A 23,445-nucleotide genomic window follows, 5' to 3' on the forward strand; every position below is an offset into this window, starting at 1 on the left:
ATCTGAATGAAATGGTCTTATAACCGGAGTGAGGTATTGCTCCTGTGTGGTTCAGTGAAACGATGGGCGAGCAATGGGTAAGAACAACGACTGGCTGAATTTTGAACATTTAGTTAAAGATAAACAAATCGAGGCGCTTAAACCGCCGTCTATGTATAAAGTTATACTTAACAACGACGATTACACACCGATGGAATTTGTGATTGACGTTCTGCAAAAGTTCTTTTCTTATGATATTGAACGTGCAACACAACTGATGCTCAATGTGCATTACCAAGGAAAGGCGATTTGCGGTGTTTTTACTGCCGAAGTGGCAGAGACTAAAGTCGCACATGTAAATCAATACGCCAGGGAGAACGAGCATCCGTTGCTTTGTACGCTGGAAAAAACCTGATTAAGGCAATTATTGGGAGGTGCCTATGCTCAATCAAGAACTCGAACTCAGTCTCAATATGGCTTTCGCCAGAGCGCGTGAGCACAGACATGAGTTTATGACCGTGGAGCACCTGTTGCTGGCATTGCTGAGCAATCCAGCCGCGCGGGAAGCGCTGGAAGCGTGTACGGTTGATCTGGTGGCATTGCGCCAGGAGCTGGAAGCGTTTATCGAACAAACCACACCAACCTTACCTGCCAGTGAAGAAGAGCGCGACACACAGCCGACGCTCAGTTTCCAACGCGTGCTACAACGCGCGGTCTTCCATGTGCAATCATCAGGGCGTAATGAAGTTTCTGGGGCCAACGTGTTGGTCGCCATCTTCAGTGAACAAGAATCCCAGGCGGCCTATCTGCTGCGTAAGCATGATGTCAGCCGTCTGGATGTAGTGAACTTTATTTCCCACGGCGCCCGTAAGGACGAACCGGGTCAGGCACCGAATGCAGAAAATCCGGTGAATGAAGAACAGGCAGGAGGGGAAGACCGTATGGAAAACTTCACCACCAATCTGAATCAACTGGCCCGCGTTGGCGGCATTGACCCGCTTATTGGTCGCGACAAAGAGCTGGAGCGTACCATTCAAGTGTTGTGCCGTCGCCGTAAGAATAACCCGCTGCTGGTGGGGGAATCTGGCGTCGGTAAAACCGCTATTGCGGAAGGCCTGGCTTGGCGTATTGTGCAGGGCGACGTTCCTGAGGTGATGTCAGAATGCACCTTATATTCATTGGATATCGGGTCGCTGTTGGCCGGTACCAAATATCGTGGTGATTTTGAAAAACGCTTCAAAGCGCTGCTGAAACAGTTGGAAAATGACAAAGATAGCATCCTGTTTATCGATGAAATTCATACTATTATCGGTGCGGGCGCTGCCTCTGGTGGGCAAGTGGATGCGGCGAACCTGATTAAACCGCTGCTTTCCAGTGGCAAAATTCGGGTTATAGGCTCCACGACTTATCAGGAATTCAGCAATATCTTTGAAAAAGACCGCGCATTGGCCCGGCGCTTCCAGAAAATTGATATTACTGAGCCAACGCCGGAAGAAACTGTACAGATTATCAACGGCTTGAAACCGAAATATGAAGCGCACCATGATGTGCGTTATACCGCGAAAGCGATACGTGCGGCGGTGGAGTTGTCAGTTAAGTATATCAATGACCGCCATCTGCCAGATAAAGCCATTGATGTGATTGATGAAGCGGGTGCCCGTAGTCGTTTGATGCCAGTGAACAAACGTAAGAAAACGGTCAATGTCTCGGATATCGAATCCGTGGTCGCCCGTATCGCCCGCATTCCGGAGAAAACAGTATCGGCCAGTGACCGTGATGTGCTGAAAAACCTGAGCGACCGCCTGAATATGCTGGTGTTCGGCCAGGATAAGGCCATTGAGGCGCTGTCCGAGGCGATTAAAATGAGCCGTGCGGGCTTGGGTCATGAGCATAAACCGGTTGGATCTTTCCTGTTTGCTGGCCCTACCGGGGTGGGTAAGACAGAAGTGACCGTGCAATTGGCCAAAGCACTGGATATCGAACTGCTGCGCTTTGATATGTCGGAATATATGGAGCGCCACACGGTTAGCCGCCTGATTGGTGCGCCTCCGGGCTATGTTGGCTATGACCAAGGTGGTCTGTTGACTGATGCGGTTATCAAACATCCTCATGCCGTTTTGTTGCTGGATGAAATTGAGAAAGCGCACCCCGATGTGTTTAACCTATTATTGCAGGTGATGGATAATGGCACGCTGACAGATAACAATGGCCGTAAAGCCGATTTCCGTAACGTTATCTTGGTGATGACCACCAATGCTGGCGTTCGCGAAACACAGCGCACCTCCATTGGCTTTAAACAGCAAGATAACAGCACTGACGCGCTGGAAGAGATCAAAAAAGTGTTTACGCCGGAATTCCGTAACCGGTTAGATAACATCATTTGGTTCAACCACTTGTCACCGGCGGTTATCCAGCAAGTGGTTGATAAATTTATCGTTGAGTTGCAGGCACAATTAGATGCTAAAGGCGTGTCACTGGAAGTCAGTGAAGAAGCACGTGATTGGTTATCTGATAAAGGCTACGACAAGGCGATGGGTGCGCGGCCAATGGCGCGAGTGATTCAGGAAAACCTGAAGAAACCACTGGCAAACGAGTTGTTGTTTGGTTCTCTGGTTGATGGTGGCTCAGTCACTGTTGGGCTGGATAAAGAAAAACAACAGTTGGCGTATGAGTTTCAGAGCGCCCAAAAACGCAAAACGGAAGGTGCAGTTCACTAAGTCAACGGGCTGATATTAGTGGCGCAGCTTCATATTAAAAGCAAAATAAAGGGCGATAAGCTAATTTAGCTATCGCCCTTTTTATTTCTTTGCACATTTTACTTTTATTTGTGCGGTGCATAAATTGCACTAAATCGACAAATAAAAGAAAACGCAAAACGCCCTTGCCATAAACTAGGAAGGGCGCCGGAGGGGGACTACATCCTCAGAGCTCGCCAGTCATAAACCGGCGACAGATTAGCCGATTAACGGCTACGGAAGACAATGCGGCCTTTGCTCAGGTCGTACGGGGTCAGCTCTACAGTGACTTTGTCACCCGTCAGGATGCGGATATAGTTTTTACGCATTTTACCGGAGATATGAGCGGTTACCACGTGCCCGTTTTCCAATTCAACGCGGAACATGGTGTTCGGCAGCGTATCAAGAACGGTGCCCTGCATTTCAATATTGTCTTCTTTGGCCATCGAATCCTCTAGGTGTAACTACCTTAGTTTTTAACCGGCAAGATAATGCCGAAAAACCCACATTATGTAAAGAAGTGTTGGCGGTCATCGCACCATTTCAGCAAAATTAGTCTGCCGGTAAGAGGGGGATAAAGCCTAATGTGGGGTTCTTTTCAGTGGTTGAGCTTTACTGCATCGCGGATGAAAAATTCAACGATTGCGGTAACCAGCATTCAGCCGGTAGTGGACTAAACTGGAGTTGACTCAACTGCTGCAAAAAAAAGTTGCGTGAGATCTCAATCGCACCCAGCGACGCAGTGTGAGCGTTGAGGACCTGACAGTCAATCAGTTCTCCACCATGACGAGTAAAATGATGACAAAAAACCATTAAAGCGCTTTTTGAGGCATTATCCGCCCGGCTAAACATAGATTCACCACAAAAGAGTGAGCCTACTGAAATACCATACAAACCACCAACCAGTTCATTTTCCAACCAAACTTCTACGGAATGGGCATGGCCCAGGGTATGTAGCTGGTAATAAGCCTGTTGTACGTCATCGCCAATCCAGGTTCCCTCATCACGTTGAGAGGCACAGGCGCTGATGACATCTTCAAAAGCATGGTTGAGAGTAAATTGATAAGGGCAACGACGTAAAAAACGGCGCATGCTCCGGCTGATATGCAAATCTTCTGGATACAATACGGCTCTGGGATCTGGTGACCACCATAAAATCATCTCCCCGGGGCTAAACCAAGGGAAAATCCCTCGCTGATAAGCGGCCAGCAAACGAGGTGGGGATAAATCCCCACCTAGCGCCAGTAACCCGTTTGGTTCACGCAGAGCCAGCGTAGGCGAGGGGAACGCAAATGACTGAGATGATAACTGTGTAATGCGCATAAATCCTCTTGGTGGCACTGGCAGGCCCATCCGGGCATCCTCGCCGTAACGATATTCACTCGGATGAATATCTCAACAGAACTAAGTACATAAAGATTAACAGGCCGAACCCTTAAGCTCAGCTCTATGGGATAATGTAGCGATTGTTCAAGTCCCAGTCACTTGACTCACTCCCCATCTTTACATTAATGCCGTTGATGGAATTGGTAGTAGCGCCCCTTGTTTTGTAACAAGCTTTGGTGAGTGCCTTGCTCAACTATTTTCCCGCCATCCATTACGCAGATCCGATCCATATATTCCAGCCCATACAAGCGGTGCGTGACAACAATCAGGCTCTTATGCTGACAATGTTGACGCAATAACATCAGGATTTGCTGTTCGGTTTCTGCATCTAACCCTTCTGTCGGTTCATCTAGAAGGAGCAGTGGCGCTGGATGCAGTAACGCGCGAGCAATGCCTAAACGGCGTTGTTCACCGCCAGATAATGGACGGCCACCGTCCCCCATCCAGGCATTCAGCCCTTCGCTGTTATCCAGTAAATTGGCTAAACCGACTTGTTCCAAGACAGATTTTAGTTGTGTATCTGATGCTGTAGGGCAGGCGAGTAACAGGTTTTCTCGTAATGTACTGCTAAAAATGTGCACCCGTTGGCTGACCACGGTCATCATTTGGCGCAGAGTAGCTTCATCATAGCTAGCTAAATGTTTCCCATTCAGCGTGATTATGCCCTCATTGGCATCCCAAGCTCGGGTTAATAACTGCAATAATGTGGATTTTCCGCAACCGGTACGGCCTAATAGCGCGATATGCTCCCCTGCGGCCAGTGACAGCGATATATTCTGCAAAACAGGTAATGGCTGCTGCGGATAAGTAAAACTCAGCCCTGTCACTTCTAGCGCCACTGGTGAAGTTAATGCCGGACCGTTAACGGGGAATGTCACTTCGGGCTTTTGTTCCATCAATTGCCCAACTCGGGTTGCAGACGCAATAACCTGCCCTAAGTGCTGGAAAGCGCCCGCTACCGGTAATAGGGCTTCAAATGCCGCTAACGAGGTGAAAACAAATAGGGCCAGTAACGCGCCAGGCTGATTATCGCCACCAATCCCTGCGGCGGCTAGCCATAAAATCAATGTTACCGTCAGACCCGAAGCGAGAATCATTAGCGCTTGCGCCAAACCTGCCAGAGAAGCTTGCTGTTTTTGGCGAGCCATCCAGCGCAGTTCAATCTCTTCCAGTGAAGCTCGGAAACGTTGTAATGCACCAAATACCAGCAACTCGGCCTGGCCTTGTAACCATGAGGTCAACTGTGAACGGTACAGACCGCGTAAATCGGTCAAATCGCGGCCAATAGGCTGACCAGCACGGTAGAAAATCAGCGGTACGAGCAATAACAACCCGAGTAGGATGGCCCCCAACGTCAACGCTAAATTGACATCCAGATAGCTCAGGCCAAAAGTCACTGCCGCAATAATAACAATGGCAGCCACCAACGGTGATATTACCCGCAGATAGAGATGGTCGAGTGTGTCAACATCGGCAACTAGGCGGTTCAGCAACTCGCTTTGGCGAAAACGGGCAATACCCGCAGGGGAGAGTGGCAAGATTTTCTGGAACGCAAAAACGCGCAGATGCGCCAATACTCGAAATGTTGCGTCATGACTGACGACTCGCTCGGCGTAGCGGCCCGCGGTTCGGGTAATCGCCGCACCTCGGACACCTGCCGCAGGTAGCAGATAGTTAAAAGTATATAATCCTGCAGGCCCAGCAATGGCGGTGCCGGCCAAGAACCAGCCCGATAAAGTCAGTAGCCCGATACTGGCGAGTAGCGTGATAATTGCTAACACAATACCCAGACAAATCAAGAACCAATGACGGCGATACAACGCCAGAAAGGGGAGAAGTACGCGCATGATTAAAGCTCCTCACTGCGGTGAGACAGCAGATTGGCAAATGAACCCGCAGATTGACTTAAACTGGAGTAATCACCTTGCTGAATTAATAGGCCATTATCCATGACCCAGACTTGGTCATACCCCAGAGTATCTTCCAACTGATGAGTAACCAGTAATGTGGTCTGCTTACGGGAGGCTTCTTCTAGCGCTTTCATTACCAACTGTTCGCTATGGGCATCCAAACTGGCAGTGGGTTCGTCTAGCAGTAAGAGCCGACACGGATTCAGCAATGCTCTGGCAACCGCAATCCGCTGGGCTTGCCCAACAGAAAGGCGCGCCGAATGGTCACCGACTTCAGTATCCAGCCCTTGCGGCAAGTCAGTAAGGAATTCATCAATATAGGCGCGCTTAATCGCCAGTTGTAGCTGGCGGTTATCAGCATCGGGTTGGCTTAACACTATGTTGGCCCCCAGCGTTTGCTCTGGTAAGGTCGGATTTTGGCCAACCCAACTTAACTGTTTACGCCAAGTTTGCGGATCCAATTCCCGCAATTCCATGTTATTGACTTTTAATGAGCCACGGTAAGGTAAAAAACCGAGCAGCAAGTTAAGTAATGAGCTTTTGCCAGCACCACTTAGGCCGACGATGGCGACTCTTTTGCCTGCCGATAGGGAGAACGTCAGTGGCCCGGCTAAACGAATACCCGTAGGGGATAAAATTTCCAGCTCGTTGGCTTCTAGTTTGATAGCACCTGCGCCGTCCAGTATTTTATCGCCTTGGCCAATTGCTTCACTTTCACTGCTTAAAAATGTCACTAAGGACTCAGCGGCACCCACAGCTTGTGCTTTGGCATGGTAAAACGTTCCTAAATCTCGCAGTGGCTGGAAGAATTCTGGTGCCAGAATCAAAACCAGAAAACCAGCAAACAGTGTGACGCCAAGGCCATAACTGCCGAAATTCAACTCCCCTAAGTAGGAAAAACCAAAGTAGACGGCCACAACGGCAATGGATATAGCGGCGAAAAACTCCAATACCGCGGAGGAGAGGAAGGCCATTCGCAGCACCTCCATGGTACGCCGGCGGAAATCCTCTGAGGATTCGCGAATTTGATCCGTTTCTGCTTTGGCGCGGTTAAATAGCCGCAAAGTATCCAAACCACGCAGGCGGTCGAGGAAGTTACCACTTAAACGAGCCAGTGCCACAAAGTTGCGCCGGTTGGCATCAGCAGCACCCATCCCGACCAGCGCCATGAACAAGGGAATCAGTGGTGCGGTAACAAATAAGATTAAGCCTGCGGCCCAGTTGATAGGGAAGACCGCAATGAGGATCAGCACGGGAATAAAGACAGCTAAATACATCTGCGGCAGATAGCGAGAATAGTAATCCTGCATATCTTCAATTTGTTCCAGAATAATTGTCGCCCAACTTCCCGCAGGTTTGCCTTTTACCCAGGCAGGACCAAGTTGTTCTAGCCGGTCTAGCACCATTTTGCGAATCTGCTGGCGCACTTTCATACCACAGATGAAGCCCACCCGCTCACGTAACCAGCTGATCACCGCCCGGACGGCGAAAGTCCCCGCCAGTAATCCAAAATCAGTCATCAATGCCGCGCGGGGGATTTTGTCAATAATCAAAGATTGCAGCAAGGTCGCCAACAGCCAAGCTTGAGCGATAATCAATAACCCACTGAGGAGGCCAAGTAACATGGACAGGCGGAGCCAACGTTGCGCGGGGGCGCTTTGTTGTTTCAGCCAACGAATCAACTCATACTGTCTTGTTTTATTCATCAGGCAATTTGTCTGCGCAGAGTTCGGGGAAACTTCAAAAAATGTTTGTCATCCCTGAAGGTGACAAACTGGCGAGGGCCAATATTACCTCGTCATGCCATGAGGTGAAACCATAATGCTTGTGATAGTCGCCGCATTAGTCGATATCTATAATTTGCTGTTTTTCATTGATATGTAGATATACAAAAGCAAAGAACAGCAGAAATCAAAGACGGGCGGCTCACGTGTGTGTCAGCTGCCCGTCTATTATTCGTTGAAACTGTGATACCCGATACCAAGATTAATATGGATTATTTATCGTTAGCTAATCCATCCAGATAGCGTTCGGCATCCAGTGCGGCCATACAGCCTGTGCCGGCCGAGGTAATCGCCTGGCGGTAGATATGATCCATAACATCGCCTGCTGCGAATACACCCGGAATGGATGTTTGCGTCGCATTACCCTGAAGGCCCGATTGCACTTTGATATAGCCATTTTCCAACGCCAACTGGCCGCCAAAAATAGCAGTGTTGGGGCTATGACCAATCGCAATGAATACACCCGCGACGGCTAATTCTTCGGTTTCGTTGCTTTGGGTGGACTTCAGGCGCACCCCTGTTACCCCCATCTCGTCACCCAGCACTTCATCTAATGTGCGGTCAGTGTGCAGGACAATATTGCCGTTTTTCACTTTTTCCATCAGGCGGTCAATCAGGATTTTTTCTGAACGGAAGCTATCACGGCGGTGAATCAGATGAACTTCAGCGGCAATATTCGCCAAGTACAGCGCTTCTTCAACCGCAGTATTACCACCACCGACCACGGCAACTTTCTGGTTGCGATAGAAGAAACCATCGCAGGTAGCGCAGGCTGAAACCCCTTTACCCTTGAAGGCTTCCTCCGATTCCATGCCGAGATAGCGGGCAGATGCGCCAGTCGCAATAATCAATGCATCACAGGTGTATTCCGCGCCATCACCAAATAAGCGGAATGGGCGATTTTGTAAGTCAACTTTGTTGATGTGGTCGAACAGAATTTCGGTTTGGAATTTTTCTGCATGTGCCTGCATCCGTTCCATTAATGCCGGGCCGGTCAGACCTTCCGGGTCACCTGGCCAGTTTTCGACATCGGTGGTGGTGGTCAATTGACCGCCTTTTTCCATTCCGGTAATCAATACAGGGTTCAGGTTGGCGCGTGCCGCATAAACGGCTGCGGTGTAACCTGCAGGGCCAGACCCTAAAATAATCAATTTGCTATGTTTAGCCGTGCTCATGAATACCTCTTTCCCACAATGGCGGACAATGTTAGCGATTGTAGGGAAATTTGCGCATTAAAAAAAGCAGACAAAAATGTTGTTAGCGATTTGTTTGATAGGTCATGCCTATTTAATAAACTAAATGCACTAAGAATCGACAGTTAGCCAGTAAATAAAATTAAGCTGAGCGCAAATTAGACCAAAATTCATTTCTACGTTATGGACAAAATAGCCCTAAAAAGCTTTAACCCCATAAAGAATGTGGCTTGCAAGCCGATAGTGCCAAAAAACACCCATGATCTTGATAGGCGTATTTGCACCATTTTATCGCAAATAAACGGCGAAAAAATAGGTGGGGGGAGGCGATTGAGATTTTAATTCTGGCACGTTCTACTGATTTAACTTCTTTTACTTTGACAATCGGCTGTGCATTTGCGAAAACATCATAGGAAGAAGAAATTATCTGCGCGCCATAATTTCAGATTTGGTATCAGTGATACCAAGCGAAAACCCTGGAATGTTTTCGATTAATACTGGATGGCATGTGGAGTATGCTCTCGAACAACTGCAGGGGGGAATTTTTGCGGTTGTTTGTGATGCGCTATCTCTTCCTCAACGCTAATAATCATCGAGTACCTCGCATACAGTTGACAGACAGGGTGTGAGATAACAACGTATTGATATATTTGCATAAAACAGGCTGCGGGTCGTTGTTTGCAACAAGCTAAAATTTATTGCTAATTGAGGCATGTCGCAAACTCAAGGAAATTAAGAGAGACTATAAGATGATAGATAATAAAAAACGCCCGGGGAAAGAGCTTGATCGTATAGATCGTAACATCCTCAATGAATTGCAGAAGGATGGGCGCATCTCTAACGTTGAGCTTTCAAAACGAGTAGGGTTGTCACCAACACCATGTCTGGAACGGGTTCGCCGCTTAGAGCGTCAGGGCTTCATTCATGGTTATACCGCACTGCTTAATCCACAGTATTTGGATGCATCACTGCTGGTTATCGTTGAGATTACTCTGAATCGTGGCGCTCCGGATGTATTCGAGCAATTTAATGCCGCTGTAAAAAATCTTGAGGAAATTCAAGAGTGTCACTTGGTTTCTGGCGATTTCGACTATTTGTTGAAAACCCGTGTGCCTGACATGTCTGCTTATCGTACATTACTCGGTGAGACCTTGCTTCGCCTGCCGGGCGTTAACGACACCCGTACCTATGTGGTCATGGAAGAAGTGAAGCAGAGTAACCGCCTGGTGATTAAAACGCGGTAAATAGGCAGGTGCAAAACCTGAGTAATTTGGTTACACTCCTGTTTATTCATACAGTTTCAACGCCGGGGGGTTCTCGGCGTTGTGACTCATACCCGTTAACAGGAACCTGGAGAGCCTTTCTTGAGCCAGGAATATACAGAAGATAAAGAAGTTACTTTAAAAAAACTCAGCAGTGGGCGTCGCTTGCTTGAGGCTGTTTTGATTGTAGTAACGATTTTGGCAGCCTTCCTAATGGCCGCGCTGCTCAGTTTCAATCCTTCAGACCCGAGTTGGTCACAAACCTCATGGCACGAACCTATCCATAATCTTGGTGGCAGTGTGGGTGCCTGGATGGCCGATACGCTGTTCTTTACTTTCGGCGTCTTGGCTTATGCCATTCCCGCCATTATGGTTATGCTGTGCTGGGCGGCGTTCCGTCAGCGTGATACCAGTGAACATATCGATTACTTCGCACTCTCGCTGCGTTTGATTGGCACATTAGCGCTGATTTTAACGTCATGCGGGCTGGCAGCATTGAATATTGACGATCTTTACTACTTCGCCTCCGGTGGCGTAATTGGCAGTTTATTCAGTAATGCTATGTTGCCGTGGTTCAATGGTGTGGGTGCTACTTTGACATTGCTCTGTATTTGGGCTGTTGGCCTAACGCTGTTTACTGGCTGGTCATGGTTGGTCATTGCGGAAAAGATTGGTGGGGTCGTTTTAGGTTCATTGGCATTTATAACTAATCGCTCGCGTCGTGAAGAACGTTATGACGATGAAGATGATAGTTACCCGCTTGATGATGCAAATTCTGTTGAGCAAGATAAAGGTGTAGTAGTCAATAAGACTGCCGCTGCGGGTGCTGCACTGGTGGCTAACTCTGCCCATGCAGATGACGACGATGTTTTATTCTCGGCACCATCAGTAACAGATGCGCCTGTCAGTCCCCCATCAGATGCTGCGATGCTGGCCCCAATCAGTGAAAATGCGGCTGAAACCGAAGATAACTATGACCCACTATTGAGTACATTACGTGCGACAGATACCGATGATGGTGAGCAATCCTTATTATCTCAAATAGGCAGCCTGCCAGAAGTGGCTATTAGCCACAGTGCAGCACCCATAGTTGATGTGCCGCCGCTCTATTCATTTGAAATTCCACAAGAAGTGATGTCCCCAGCACCAACGCAGGTTACATCATCGGGTGAACGGCCTGAGCCACAAATGGGCTCATGGGATAAGCCAGCCATCCCTACCAGCCATTCTCCCTTTGATTTTTCAGCGGCACAAAGTCATAGCTTGCCAGTGGAAAACACGCCTTATGTGAGCCCAGGATTCGGCACAGATGCCGATATCGATAATCTGTCTGCTATGGGCTCAGTCAGTGGTCCTGCGTCTACTGCGGCAGGCATAGCAGCAAGCACCGCTACCTTTATGCCAGCATTTACTGCTACCAGTGATAGTAGTTCTCAGATTAAACAAGGTATCGGCCCAGAGTTACCGCGGCCAAACCCAGTGCGGATCCCTACCCGGCGTGAGCTGGCATCTTATGGTATTAAATTACCTTCACAGCGTATGGCGGAGCAGGAGCAACGTGAGCAAGAAGCACAAACGCCACAAGTTGCCGAAACGCCATTTGCTGCTGGTGCCACATCTGAGGATGAAGATGCTTTGCAACAAGCAATCTTGCGTAAGGCTTTTGCTGACCAGCAATCAGAGCGTTATGCAGCATCATCTGACACTGGAATTAGTGCCTTTTCAGTGGTCGAGCCCGAAGATGAGCAGGCGTTACAAGAGGCAGCATTGCGCCAAGCTTTTGCCGCACAGCAGCAACATCGCTATGGGGTAAATCATGGTGAAAATAGCGGGCATGAACCCGCTGCTGTTGAAGAGATGCAGCCGGTCGATACCCACAGTGCTTTTACATTCTCGCCTGTTGCTGATTTGGTGGATGATAGCCCTCGTGAGCCGGTGTTCACGCTTTCTCCTTATGTTGATGAAGCTGTGCCGTCAACAACCGCGCCAACGACTTCAATGCCTGAGCAACCAGCAGCCTATCAGTCAGCGGGAATGAGTCAATCTCAGCAAGGCTATTCAGGTCAATCAACACCAGTACAACCCGCTGCACCTGTGCAGCCAGCCCCGGCGATGGACAGTTTAATTCACCCATTCCTGATGCGGAATGACCAGCCGTTAATCAAACCGACAACACCATTACCTACGCTAGATTTACTTTCCTCTCCGCCAGCGGAAGAAGAACCTGTAGATATGTTTGCGTTGGAGCAAACCGCTCGCTTAGTTGAAGCGCGCTTAGGTGATTATCGGGTGAAAGCAGAGGTTGTCGGTATTTCGCCAGGGCCAGTGATTACCCGCTTTGAGCTAGATTTAGCTCCGGGTGTTAAAGCCTCACGTATCTCCAATCTTTCGCGCGATTTGGCACGTTCACTGTCTGCCATTGCCGTGCGTGTGGTTGAAGTGATTCCAGGCAAACCTTATGTCGGGCTTGAACTGCCCAACAAACATCGTCAAACCGTTTATTTACGTGAAGTGTTAGATTGTGCCAAATTCCGTGATAACCCATCTCCCTTAGCCATCGTACTGGGTAAAGACATTGCTGGGCAGCCAGTCGTCGCTGATTTAGCGAAAATGCCTCACTTGCTGGTGGCGGGTACGACCGGTTCGGGTAAGTCAGTTGGGGTTAACGCAATGATCCTCAGTATTTTGTATAAAGCTACCCCAGATGACGTGCGCTTTATCATGATTGACCCGAAAATGCTGGAGTTGTCGGTGTATGAGGGCATTCCTCATCTGCTAACCGAAGTGGTTACCGATATGAAGGATGCGGCGAATGCATTGCGTTGGTGTGTCGGTGAAATGGAGCGGCGCTATAAGTTAATGTCCGCATTAGGGGTACGTAATCTTGCCGGATACAACGAGCGAGTTGCCCAAGCTGAAGCTATGGGGCGGCCAATCCCAGACCCCTTCTGGAAACCCTCCGATAGTATGGATATCTCGCCACCTATGTTGGTGAAATTACCTTATATCGTCGTCATGGTAGATGAATTTGCTGACCTGATGATGACAGTAGGTAAAAAGGTGGAGGAACTGATTGCCCGTTTGGCACAGAAAGCGCGTGCTGCCGGTATTCATTTGGTTCTGGCGACTCAGCGCCCGTCAGTGGATGTCATTACTGGCTTGATTAAAGCTAATATTCCAACCCGTATTGCCTTTACGGTTTCCAGTAAAATTGACTCGCGGACTATCCTTGACCAAGGCGGGGCCGAGTCGTTACTGGGGATGGGGGATATGCTGTACATGGCACCTAACTCCTCAATTCCAGTACGTGTGCATGGTGCTTTTGTTCGTGATCAGGAAGTGCATGCTGTTGTTAATGATTGGAAAGCTCGTGGTCGTCCTCAATACATTGAGAGCATTCTTAGTGGGAGTGATGAAGGTGAGGGTGGCAGCCTTGGTTTGGATAGTGACGAGGAATTGGATCCATTGTTTGACCAAGCGGTAAGTTTTGTTCTGGAGAAACGCCGCGCGTCTATCTCCGGGGTGCAGCGCCAATTCCGTATTGGTTATAACCGAGCGGCACGCATCATTGAGCAAATGGAGGCCCAGCAGATTGTCAGTACCCCAGGTCATAATGGTAATCGTGAGGTTTTAGCACCGCCGCCGCATGAGTAATATCTTGTACTGAGGTTATTAACATTGATAGGGCCGCTTTGCGGCCCTTATGCAAAGAAGCGTAAACTCCGTATTTATCAGATTAATATACTAACGCTAGAGTAATGCTTCCGCTAAAGTGCATGGGTTTAGGGTATGCATTTAGCTTGCCGGTCATAGACTTAAACGGCGCATAGAGTGACAATATATTCGCTCACTGCATCCGCCTTTATAGCCGCCCGATGAGGGCGCAATGAATTTTATAAGGTATGTAGAATAATGAAAAAATTGCTTGTGGCTTGTTGTTTGTTATCGGGTTTAATTTCAGCTCACGCGCTGGCAGACGCCAGTGCCGACTTACAAAGCCGCCTGAGCAAAGTGAACAGTTTCCATGCTAACTTTTCGCAGAAAGTGACCAGTTCAGATGGCGCAGCGGTACAGGAGGGCGAGGGTGAGTTGTGGGTGAAACGGCCTAATCTTTTTAACTGGCATATGACTTCCCCCGATGAAAGTGTCCTGATTTCTGATGGTGAAACGCTGTGGTTCTATAACCCGTTTGTTGAGCAAGCCACCGCTACCTGGCTGAAAAATGCGACAGGGAATACGCCATTTATGCTTATCACCCGCAATAATCCCGATGATTGGAAGCAGTATAATGTGCAGCAGAAAGGTGATGATTTTGAGCTGACACCTAAAAGCGCAAGCGGCAATTTGAAACAGTTTGCTATTAGCGTGACGCCAACGGGCACAATCAAAAGCTTTACTGCGGTTGAGCAAGATGGGCAGCGCAGCGCTTATACCTTGAAAGGTCAGCAAAATAGCTCGGCGGATGCCAGTAAATTCAAGTTTACTCTACCAAAAGGTGTAACGCTGGACGACCAGCGGCAGTGAGGTCAGTGTGAGTAATATGTCCCTCGATTTTTCCCAGAATGAGTTTCAACCACTGGCCGCGCGTATGCGGCCTTTGACGTTGGAACAGTATATCGGCCAGCAGCATTTGTTGGCTCCGGGTAAACCGTTACCGCGGGCAATCGTTGCTGGGCAATTACACTCAATGATTCTTTGGGGGCCACCGGGAACCGGGAAAACTACCCTAGCCGAAATCATTGGTCGCTACGGTCAGGCGGATGTTGAGCGTATTTCAGCGGTAACCTCGGGCATTAAAGAAATTCGTGAAGCAATTGAGCGCGCACGGCAGAATCGTGATGCGGGGCGAAGGACAATTTTATTCGTCGATGAAGTTCATCGTTTTAATAAAAGTCAGCAAGATGCGTTTTTGCCACATATTGAAGACGGCACAATCACTTTTATTGGGGCCACGACGGAAAATCCCTCATTTGAACTAAATTCGGCATTGCTCTCCAGAGCGCGGGTCTATTTGCTGAAAGCTCTCAGCGCCACAGATATTGAAAAAGTTATTGATCAAGCGATGTCAGACAGCAGCCGAGGTTATGGTGGGCAGAATATAAAACTGCCGGATGAAACTCGCCGTATGATGTCCGAATTGGTGGCGGGAGATGCGCGTCGGGCTTTAAATAGCCTTGAAATGATGGCGGATATGGCAGAAATAGATGCCAATGGGGCTCGGGTATTGACCCCTGACTTGCTAAAAGAGGTGTCTGGCGAGCGTAGCGCGCGCTTTGATAACAAAGGCGATCGTTATTACGACCTCATTTCGGCAGTCCATAAATCGATTCGTGGCTCCGCACCTGATGCCGCTTTGTATTGGTATGCGCGCATTATTACGGCCGGTGGTGATCCGCTGTATGTCGCCCGGCGTTTATTAGCTATTGCCTCGGAAGACATCGGTAATGCGGATCCTCGCGCGATGCAAGTGGCGATATCTGCTTGGGACTGTTTTACTCGGGTTGGCCCAGCTGAAGGTGAGCGAGCGATTGCTCAAGCGATTGTTTATCTGGCCTGCGCGCCTAAAAGTAATGCTGTTTACACGGCGTTTAAAGCCGCAATGCAAGATGCGCGTGATAAGCCAGACTTTGATGTGCCGGAACATCTGCGTAACGCGCCGACCAAACTCATGAAAGAAATGGGGCTAGGGGCTGAATACCGTTATGCCCATGATGAACAACATGCTTATGCTGCTGGCGAAAACTATTTCCCTCCAGAAATGGCCGCTACCCGCTACTATTTACCGTCTTCCCGAGGTCTGGAGGGGAAAATTGGTGAAAAGCTGGCATGGCTGGCTGAGCGGGATCAAAATAGCCCGATAAAACGCTACCGCTAGCCTTGCTGTTGCGGTAAGGTTAGCGCTATAAAGACTTTGTAAGTGGCTGTTTACACCGCTTACGTCGTTAATTTCTCCTTTCACAACTATTTATCAATAACTACAAGCACAGGACTAGCATGCTCGATCCCAATATGCTGCGCAATGAGCTAGACGCAGTCGCCGAAAAACTGGCTCGCAGAGGTTTTAAACTTGATGTTGAAATGTTGCGCCAACAAGAAGAGCGCCGCAAAGTTTTACAGGTTGAAACAGAAAGTCTGCAAGCAGAACGTAACTCCCGATCGAAGTTGATTGGTGCGGCCAAAGCGCGTGGCGAAGATATCGAGCCATTACGTCTGGAAGTGAATGTGCTAGGTGAAAAGCTGGATGCCGCTAAAGCCGAACTGGACAAGTTGCAAAACGAAATCCGTGACCTGGCATTATCTATTCCTAACTTGCCTGATGATTCTGTTCCAGTGGGCAGAGATGAAAACGATAATCTTGAAGTCAGTCGTTGGGGTGAGCCTCGCAAGTATGACTTTGAAGTAAGAGACCACGTTTCCTTGGGCGAAATGGCCGGTGGCCTGGATTTCGCAGCCGCAGTGAAACTGACTGGTGCACGTTTTGTGGTGATGAAAGGGCAAATCGCCCGTATGCACCGCGCGTTAGCGCAGTTTATGTTGGATTTACACACTGAGAGACATGGCTATCTGGAAACTTACGTCCCTTATCTGGTAAACCATGCAACATTGTACGGAACCGGCCAATTGCCTAAGTTTGGTGGTGATTTGTTCCACACCAAGCCGCTAGAAGAAGAGTCGGATAGCAGCAATTATGCGTTGATCCCAACGGCAGAAGTACCGGTGACTAACCTGGTGCGTGACGAGATTCTGGAAGAAGAAGCCTTGCCATTGAAAATGACGGCCCACACCCCTTGCTTCCGTTCTGAAGCGGGTTCCTATGGTCGTGATACCCGTGGCTTGATTCGTATGCATCAGTTTGACAAAGTTGAGATGGTGCAGATAACTCGCCCAGAAGATTCAATGGCGGCGCTGGAAGAGCTCACCGGTCATGCAGAGAAAGTGCTGCAATTACTGGAGTTACCTTACCGCAAAGTGTTGTTGTGTACCGGTGATATGGGCTTTGGTTCCAGCAAAACTTACGATTTGGAAGTGTGGTTGCCGGCGCAGAATACTTACCGCGAAATATCTTCATGCTCTAACATGTGGGATTTCCAAGCGCGTCGTATGCAAGCGCGCTGCCGTAACAAAGTAGATCGAAAGACCCGTTTGGTTCATACCCTGAATGGTTCTGGTTTGGCGGTGGGGCGTACCTTAGTTGCCGTGCTGGAAAACTACCAGCAGGCTGATGGCCGTATTCAGGTGCCAGAAGTCTTACGCCCATATATGGGCGGCTTGGAATATATTGGCTGATGAAATCGATAGCCGAGCATCTATAACAAGAAAGCGCCCACGGGCGCTTTTTCTTTTTCAGAGTCAGCCCGTAGAGCAAAATATTTATCTAACAACATATCGTGCTATTGCTCTATACGCGGTAATTGACTTTTTTATCGCCAGTGGCATGATGCGCTCACTTTCCTCTTTGTCCCGACGGCTTCAGTCTTATTATGTCCGCATATTCTCGCCCGGTGCTGCTTTTGCTCTGTGGGCTTTTGTTGTTTACGATCTCTATCGCGGTTTTAAATACTTTGGTTCCCTTGTGGTTATCTCATCAACAATTGCCGACCTGGCAAGTGGGGATGGTTAGCTCATCATATTTTACCGGGAATCTAGTCGGGACGCTGATTGCTGGGCGGTTGATTCAACAACTTGGCTTTAATCGCAGCTACCACTCTGCCTGTATTTTATTCGCGCTGGCGACTTGCGGACTGATGCTGTCGATTGATTTTTGGAGTTGGCTGGGGTGGCGCTTTTTGGCCGGTGTCGCCTGCGCATTAATCTGGGTGATTGTCGAGAGCGCATTACTGCGCAGTGGCACACTCATCAACCGTGGCCAACTGCTGGCAGCTTATATGATGGTTTACTATCTCGGAACCGTCACCGGGCAATTACTCTTAGGGGTAGTTTCAACCCAACTGCTCAGTGTTATTCCGTGGGTCAGTGCGTTAGTCATTACGGCGATGTTGCCACTGCTATTTGCCTATTTCTCATCTCAAAGTGACAGTGAGTCACCACATATCGCGGTTTGGCCGATGCTAAAGCGCCGTAGCGCGCGTCTGGGGATTAATGGCTGCATTATCTCCGGGGTATTATTAGGTTCGCTCTATGGACTGCTGCCATTGTATTTAGCTCATCAAGGAATGAGTGATGCGAGTGTCGGATGGTGGATGGCATTGCTGGTCAGCTCTGGGATTATTGGGCAGTGGCCGATAGGCAAAATGGCGGACCGCTACGGCCGTTTACTGGTGCTGCGTATTCAGGTATTCGTCGTTATCCTTGGCAGTGTGGCTATTCTGGGCAATTATGCATTGGCTCCGGCACTGTTTATTCTGGGGTGTGCCGGTTTCACGCTTTATCCGGTCGCCATGGCATGGGCATGTGAAAAGGCCAGTGCGGATGAGTTGGTGGCGATGAATCAGGCTTTATTGCTGAGCTACACCATTGGCAGTTTGGCCGGGCCAACTATGACTTCACTGTTGATGCAGCGGTACTCAGATAATCTATTGTTCGTCATGATTGCTGGCGTGGCTTTAGTGTATTTAATGATGTTGTGGCGTAAACCTGACCAACAGCACACACCTTACGCCGCAGTATAGTGGGGACAAAAATGCCGCCAGCGGAATAATCCGGCACGGCGGCACAGTTTGCATATCAATGGGTCGCTATTAATGACTCGGTCACTGAATTATTAGTAAATAACTTTGTGGCCGTAGCTTTCCAGAATACCTTTTACACGATCCATAATTTCCTTGGAGGGCGGTTTGACGCCATCCAGTTTGTATTCTTCGCCCATCGCAATCCATTTGTGCTTACCCAACTCATGGTAAGGCAACAGTTCGATTTTCTCGATATTGGTCATGTTCTGGGTAAATTCACCCAGCATATGCGCTGATTTATCATCATCTGACCAGCCGGGCACAACCACATAGCGAACCCAGGTTTTTTGGTTACGCTGCGCCAAATAGCGGGCAAATTCCAGTGTGCGGTGATTAGATACGCCGACCAGATTCTGATGCACGCTGTCATCCATCTGTTTTAAATCCAGCATCACTAAATCTGTGGCATCCAGTAATTCATCAATGACGGGATCATAACGACGTACAAAGCCGTTAGTGTCCAAGCAGGTGTGGATACCCTCTTCATGGCAGGCGCGGAACCAATCGCGGACAAATTCTGCTTGCAAAATGGCTTCACCACCTGATGCAGTGACACCGCCGCCCGAGGCATTCATAAAGTGGCGATAGGTGATAGCTTCTTTGACTAACTCTTCCACGGTCACTTCTTTGCCGCCGTGGGTATCCCAAGTATCACGGTTATGGCAATACAGGCAGCGCATTAAGCAACCTTGAAAGAATACAATAAATCTGATCCCTGGGCCGTCAACGGTGCCACAGGATTCGAATGAGTGAATGCGGCCAAGTACGGACATTGCAGGTTACTCCAATACTAGATAAATAAAGGCCCCACTAAGGTGGAGCCTTTTAGTCTAATCTATTTTAATTATACCTGTAAGGTATTGAACTTATATTGACTGTGTAAATGTACGGGTAATGACATCCTGCTGCTGTTCTTTAGTCAGCGAGTTGAAACGAACCGCGTAGCCAGAGACACGGATAGTCAATTGCGGATATTTTTCCGGATTTTCCATCGCGTCTAACAACATTTCACGGTTCATTACGTTCACATTCAGGTGTTGACCACCTTCGATGGACGCCTCGTGATGGAAATAACCATCCATCAGACCTGCCAGGTTAGCTTTACGTACTTCGTCATCTTTACCCAGCGCGTTTGGCACGATAGAGAAAGTATAAGAAATACCATCTTTTGCGTAAGCAAACGGCAGTTTAGCAACCGAAGTCAGAGAGGCAACAGCGCCTTTCTGGTCGCGGCCGTGCATTGGGTTAGCACCTGGGCCGAATGGAGCACCAGCACGGCGACCATCTGGGGTGTTACCTGTTTTCTTACCATAAACCACGTTAGAAGTGATGGTCAGCACCGACTGAGTTGGTACCGCATTGCGGTAAGTACGCAGCTTCTGAATTTTCTTCATAAAGCGCTCAACCAAATCACATGCGATATCATCAACGCGTGAGTCATTGTTACCAAACTGTGGATATTCGCCTTCGATATTGAAGTCGATAGCCAAGCCATCAGCATCACGGATGGTGCTTACTTTGGCATATTTGATAGCAGACAGGGAGTCAGCAGCAACAGACAGACCTGCGATACCACACGCCATAGTACGATAAACATCACGGTCATGCAGTGCCATCAGCGCAGCTTCATAGCTGTACTTATCATGCATATAGTGAATGATGTTCAGTGCTGTAACGTATTGTTTAGCCAGCCAATCCATAAAGTGATCCATGCGTTCCATGACTTTGTCATAGTCCAGCACTTCATCCATCATTGGCGCTTCTTTCGGGCCAACCTGGATCTTCATTTTTTCGTCAACGCCACCATTGATTGCGTACAACATGGTTTTCGCCAAGTTGGCACGAGCGCCGAAGAACTGCATTTGTTTACCAACAACCATTGGGCTGACACAACATGCGATGGCATAGTCATCGTTGTTGAAGTCAGGGCGCATCAGGTCATCGTTTTCATACTGTACAGATGAAGTATCGATAGATACTTCAGCGGCATATTTTTTGAAATTCAGTGGCAGTTTTTCTGACCACAGAATAGTCATGTTCGGCTCTGGAGACGGCCCCATGGTATACAGGGTGTTCAAGAAGCGGAAGCTGGTTTTGGTCACCAGAGTACGGCCATCAACGCCCATACCTGCCAGTGATTCAGTTGCCCAGATTGGGTCGCCAGAGAACAGCTCATCATACTCAGGGGTACGCAGGAAGCGAACCATACGCAGTTTCATCACCAAATGGTCAATCAATTCCTGCGCTTCAATTTCGGTCAGTTTACCCTCTTTCATGTCACGTTCGATGTAAACGTCAAGGAAGGTAGAAACACGGCCGAAGGACATGGCAGCACCGTTCTGGGATTTAACCGCAGCCAGATAGCCGAAGTAAGTCCACTGTACCGCTTCACGGGCGTTAGTGGCTGGGCCTGAGATATCACAACCATATTTGGCTGCCATTTCTTTGATCTGAGCCAGAGCACGATGCTGTTCAGCAATTTCTTCGCGCAACTGGATAGTCATTTCCAGGTCTTTACCGTTTTCCAGGTCATCCTGCAAAGAGTTGAACTGAGCCAGTTTGTCTTTCATCAGGAAGTCGATACCGTAAACGGCTACACGACGATAGTCACCGATGATACGCCCACGGCCATACGCATCTGGCAAACCAGTCAGCACACCAGATTTACGGCAGTTCAGGATGTCTTTGGTATAAACGTCAAACACACCTTGGTTGTGAGTTTTGCGGTATTCGGTGAAGACTTTTTTCAGTTGTGGGTCAAGTTCACGACCATAAACTTTGCAAGAGCCTTCTACCATTTTGATGCCGCCGAATGGGATCAGGGCACGTTTCAATGGTTTTTCAGTCTGCAGACCAACAATGGTTTCCAGATCTTTATTAATGTAGCCAGCATCGTGTGAAATGATGGTCGCCGCTACGTCGGTATCGAAATCAACTGGCGCATGGGTGCGGTTTTCCAGTTTGATACCTTCCATAACTTGCGCCCACAACTTGTCGGTCGCTTCGGTAGAGCCGGCAAGAAAAGACTCATCGCCTTCATAAGGAGTGTAGTTTTTCTGGATGAAGTCACGGACGTTGACTTCGTTCTGCCAATCACCTTTGGTAAAACCTTGCCATGCTTTGGCCAATTTTTCATTAAGTTCGGTCATAATGCTTCTACCTTTTAATGTGAATTTCTTCGAAAACCGTGTGCGGCCACACTTAGTGTTGCTGGTCACCGCGCAGATAAATTACCCAGTAAGTCAAACCTACCAATAATCCGCCACCAATGATGTTGCCAATAGTGACCGGGATCAGGTTATTAATAATAAAGTGACTTACGGTTAAGTTAGCAAATTGCTCTGGTGCTGCACCTATGGATTGCCAAAACTCAGGCGACGCAAAGTTTTTAATCACAATAGCCATAGGAATCATAAACATATTGGCGATGCTATGCTCAAAACCGCTGGCAACAAACATTCCCACCGGTAAAATCATCGCAAACATTTTGTCCATTATGGTACGGCCGGAGTAACTCATCCAAACCGCCAGGCAAACCATTAAGTTAGCCAAAATCCCCAAACATACTGCTTCAATAAAAGTATGGTGCATTTTGTGGTCAGCGGTTTGTAAAACATTCAAACCCCATTGCCCATTTGCCACAGTATATTGGCCCGCGAACCAAATCAGGCACACGAAAAACAGCGCACCGAACAGATTCCCGATATAAACATTAACCCAGTTGCATCCCAGTTGACGCCAGGTAATTCGGCCACTGGCTTTGGCGACAGTTGTGAGCACGGTAGAAGTGAAAAGGTCACCACCACATACCACCACTAACATCAGCCCCAAGGAGAAACAAATCCCCCCCACCAACTTGGCGAAGCCGAAAGGTACGCCCGCGGTACCGGTGGTTGCTGTAATATAAAAAACAAACGCAATTGAAATAAACACACCAGCAGTAATCGCTAAATAAAAGGTTTTTAGCGGATGCTTGGTGGCTTTATAGACACCGGCATCTTCGGCCACTTTAGCCATTGCCGCAGGTAATAATGCATCGAAGGGGTTGTCAGCTTTCACACTAACTCTCTCTTAAGGGTTAATAAAGCACAACGAGATACTAGCAAAGCAGTATAGCGTGAAAATTGATATGGATCATATTGCGCGAGTTTAGTTCGCGATAAAACACTACAAAATGTGTGCTTAATGAGGTTAATTCATTGATTTTTAAAGTGAAAAAATATTTTAAGATTTACAAAAAATTTTGATTGGACTGTTTTAAAGCCGTTGAGAACGTTAACTAAAAGTGCTGTTTGTAGCTATTTTCATTATTCTCCGTCATTAAAAATTAACTATTTATTCACCTATTTTTTTGTTTTATCTGATTGGCAAATAATGCTTGTTTAAAGGTGCTGTATTTTGCCTTCAGCGGCGTCAGAAAATAACGTTTTTTTATGACAAAAACAATTGTTGGCTTGAGTCGTGGGTATTTATTTTAAGCCGGAGTAATGGCAGGAATTAAAAGCG

Annotated in this window: 17 protein-coding genes; 9 read left to right on the top strand and 8 right to left on the bottom strand. The window is 48.2% G+C overall.

Annotated features, from left to right (window positions below; all coding sequences use genetic code 11):
• Positions 1-73 precede the first annotated feature (73 nt).
• Positions 74-394 carry an ATP-dependent Clp protease adapter ClpS gene (gene clpS / locus D5F51_RS05915; protein WP_129195873.1) on the top strand — a complete coding sequence of 107 codons (321 nt, stop codon included), beginning with the start codon at positions 74-76 and terminating at the stop codon, positions 392-394.
• Positions 395-419: 25 nt separating this feature from the next.
• Positions 420-2,696, top strand: coding sequence for an ATP-dependent Clp protease ATP-binding subunit ClpA (gene clpA, locus D5F51_RS05920; RefSeq protein ID WP_087768511.1), 2,277 nt, complete (start codon positions 420-422; stop codon positions 2,694-2,696).
• Between the two features lie 245 nt (positions 2,697-2,941).
• Here clpA and infA read toward each other — a convergent pair whose 3' ends face one another.
• The 5 genes from infA to trxB all read right to left on the bottom strand — a co-directional run bounded on the left by infA (position 2,942) and on the right by trxB (position 8,969).
• Positions 2,942-3,160: a translation initiation factor IF-1 gene (gene infA, locus D5F51_RS05925; protein WP_002211347.1), complete on the bottom strand. Its 219-nt coding sequence runs from the start codon at positions 3,158-3,160 to the stop codon at positions 2,942-2,944.
• Positions 3,161-3,326: 166 nt separating this feature from the next.
• Complete coding sequence (aat, locus tag D5F51_RS05930) at positions 3,327-4,037, bottom strand: leucyl/phenylalanyl-tRNA--protein transferase (protein WP_129195874.1); 711 nt, start codon at positions 4,035-4,037, stop codon at positions 3,327-3,329.
• Between the two features lie 185 nt (positions 4,038-4,222).
• Positions 4,223-5,947 carry a heme ABC transporter ATP-binding protein/permease CydC gene (gene cydC / locus D5F51_RS05935; protein WP_129195875.1) on the bottom strand — a complete coding sequence of 575 codons (1,725 nt, stop codon included), beginning with the start codon at positions 5,945-5,947 and terminating at the stop codon, positions 4,223-4,225.
• A gap of 2 nt (positions 5,948-5,949) precedes the next feature.
• Positions 5,950-7,716, bottom strand: a complete 1,767-nt coding sequence (gene cydD, locus D5F51_RS05940) for a heme ABC transporter permease/ATP-binding protein CydD (protein ID WP_129195876.1) — start codon at positions 7,714-7,716, stop codon at positions 5,950-5,952.
• 290 nt (positions 7,717-8,006) lie between these two features.
• The gene (trxB, locus tag D5F51_RS05945) at positions 8,007-8,969 is read right to left on the bottom strand and encodes a thioredoxin-disulfide reductase (RefSeq protein ID WP_025378799.1); all 963 of its coding nucleotides are present in this window, start codon (positions 8,967-8,969) and stop codon (positions 8,007-8,009) included.
• Positions 8,970-9,736: 767 nt separating this feature from the next.
• On the opposite strand from trxB, the gene lrp reads away from it, so the two are divergent.
• From lrp to D5F51_RS05980, 7 genes are all read left to right on the top strand, one after another.
• Complete coding sequence (lrp, locus tag D5F51_RS05950; protein WP_002211340.1) at positions 9,737-10,231, top strand: leucine-responsive transcriptional regulator Lrp; 495 nt, start codon at positions 9,737-9,739, stop codon at positions 10,229-10,231.
• Between the two features lie 120 nt (positions 10,232-10,351).
• Positions 10,352-13,903 carry a DNA translocase FtsK 4TM domain-containing protein gene (locus D5F51_RS05955; RefSeq protein ID WP_129195877.1) on the top strand — a complete coding sequence of 1,184 codons (3,552 nt, stop codon included), beginning with the start codon at positions 10,352-10,354 and terminating at the stop codon, positions 13,901-13,903.
• Positions 13,904-14,161: 258 nt separating this feature from the next.
• Positions 14,162-14,773, top strand: coding sequence for an outer membrane lipoprotein periplasmic chaperone LolA (gene lolA / locus D5F51_RS05960; RefSeq protein ID WP_025378797.1), 612 nt, complete (start codon positions 14,162-14,164; stop codon positions 14,771-14,773).
• Between the two features lie 7 nt (positions 14,774-14,780).
• Positions 14,781-16,124, top strand: coding sequence for a replication-associated recombination protein A (locus D5F51_RS05965; protein WP_129195878.1), 1,344 nt, complete (start codon positions 14,781-14,783; stop codon positions 16,122-16,124).
• A gap of 119 nt (positions 16,125-16,243) precedes the next feature.
• Entirely contained in the window at positions 16,244-17,536 is a 1,293-nt protein-coding gene (gene serS, locus D5F51_RS05975; RefSeq protein WP_129195879.1) for a serine--tRNA ligase, read from the top strand.
• Complete coding sequence (locus tag D5F51_RS22715) at positions 17,529-17,870, top strand: hypothetical protein (protein WP_245994982.1); 342 nt, start codon at positions 17,529-17,531, stop codon at positions 17,868-17,870. Before serS ends, D5F51_RS22715 begins: the two co-directional genes overlap by 8 nt.
• Positions 17,776-18,879, top strand: coding sequence for an MFS transporter (locus D5F51_RS05980; protein WP_245994932.1), 1,104 nt, complete (start codon positions 17,776-17,778; stop codon positions 18,877-18,879). The genes D5F51_RS22715 and D5F51_RS05980 overlap by 95 nt, the downstream gene beginning before the upstream one ends.
• Positions 18,880-18,971: 92 nt before the next feature.
• On the opposite strand, the gene pflA is transcribed toward D5F51_RS05980, so the two are convergent.
• The 3 genes from pflA to focA all read right to left on the bottom strand — a co-directional run bounded on the left by pflA (position 18,972) and on the right by focA (position 22,998).
• Complete coding sequence (pflA, locus tag D5F51_RS05985; RefSeq protein WP_129195881.1) at positions 18,972-19,712, bottom strand: pyruvate formate lyase 1-activating protein; 741 nt, start codon at positions 19,710-19,712, stop codon at positions 18,972-18,974.
• A gap of 93 nt (positions 19,713-19,805) precedes the next feature.
• Positions 19,806-22,088, bottom strand: a complete 2,283-nt coding sequence (pflB, locus tag D5F51_RS05990) for a formate C-acetyltransferase (protein WP_129195882.1) — start codon at positions 22,086-22,088, stop codon at positions 19,806-19,808.
• 52 nt (positions 22,089-22,140) lie between these two features.
• On the bottom strand, positions 22,141-22,998 hold the full coding sequence (gene focA / locus D5F51_RS05995) for a formate transporter FocA (RefSeq protein ID WP_087768517.1): 858 nt from the start codon (positions 22,996-22,998) through the stop codon (positions 22,141-22,143).
• Between the last annotated feature and the right edge of the window lie 447 nt (positions 22,999-23,445).

It is taken from the genome of Yersinia hibernica (assembly GCF_004124235.1).
Taxonomy (GTDB): domain Bacteria; phylum Pseudomonadota; class Gammaproteobacteria; order Enterobacterales; family Enterobacteriaceae; genus Yersinia; species Yersinia hibernica.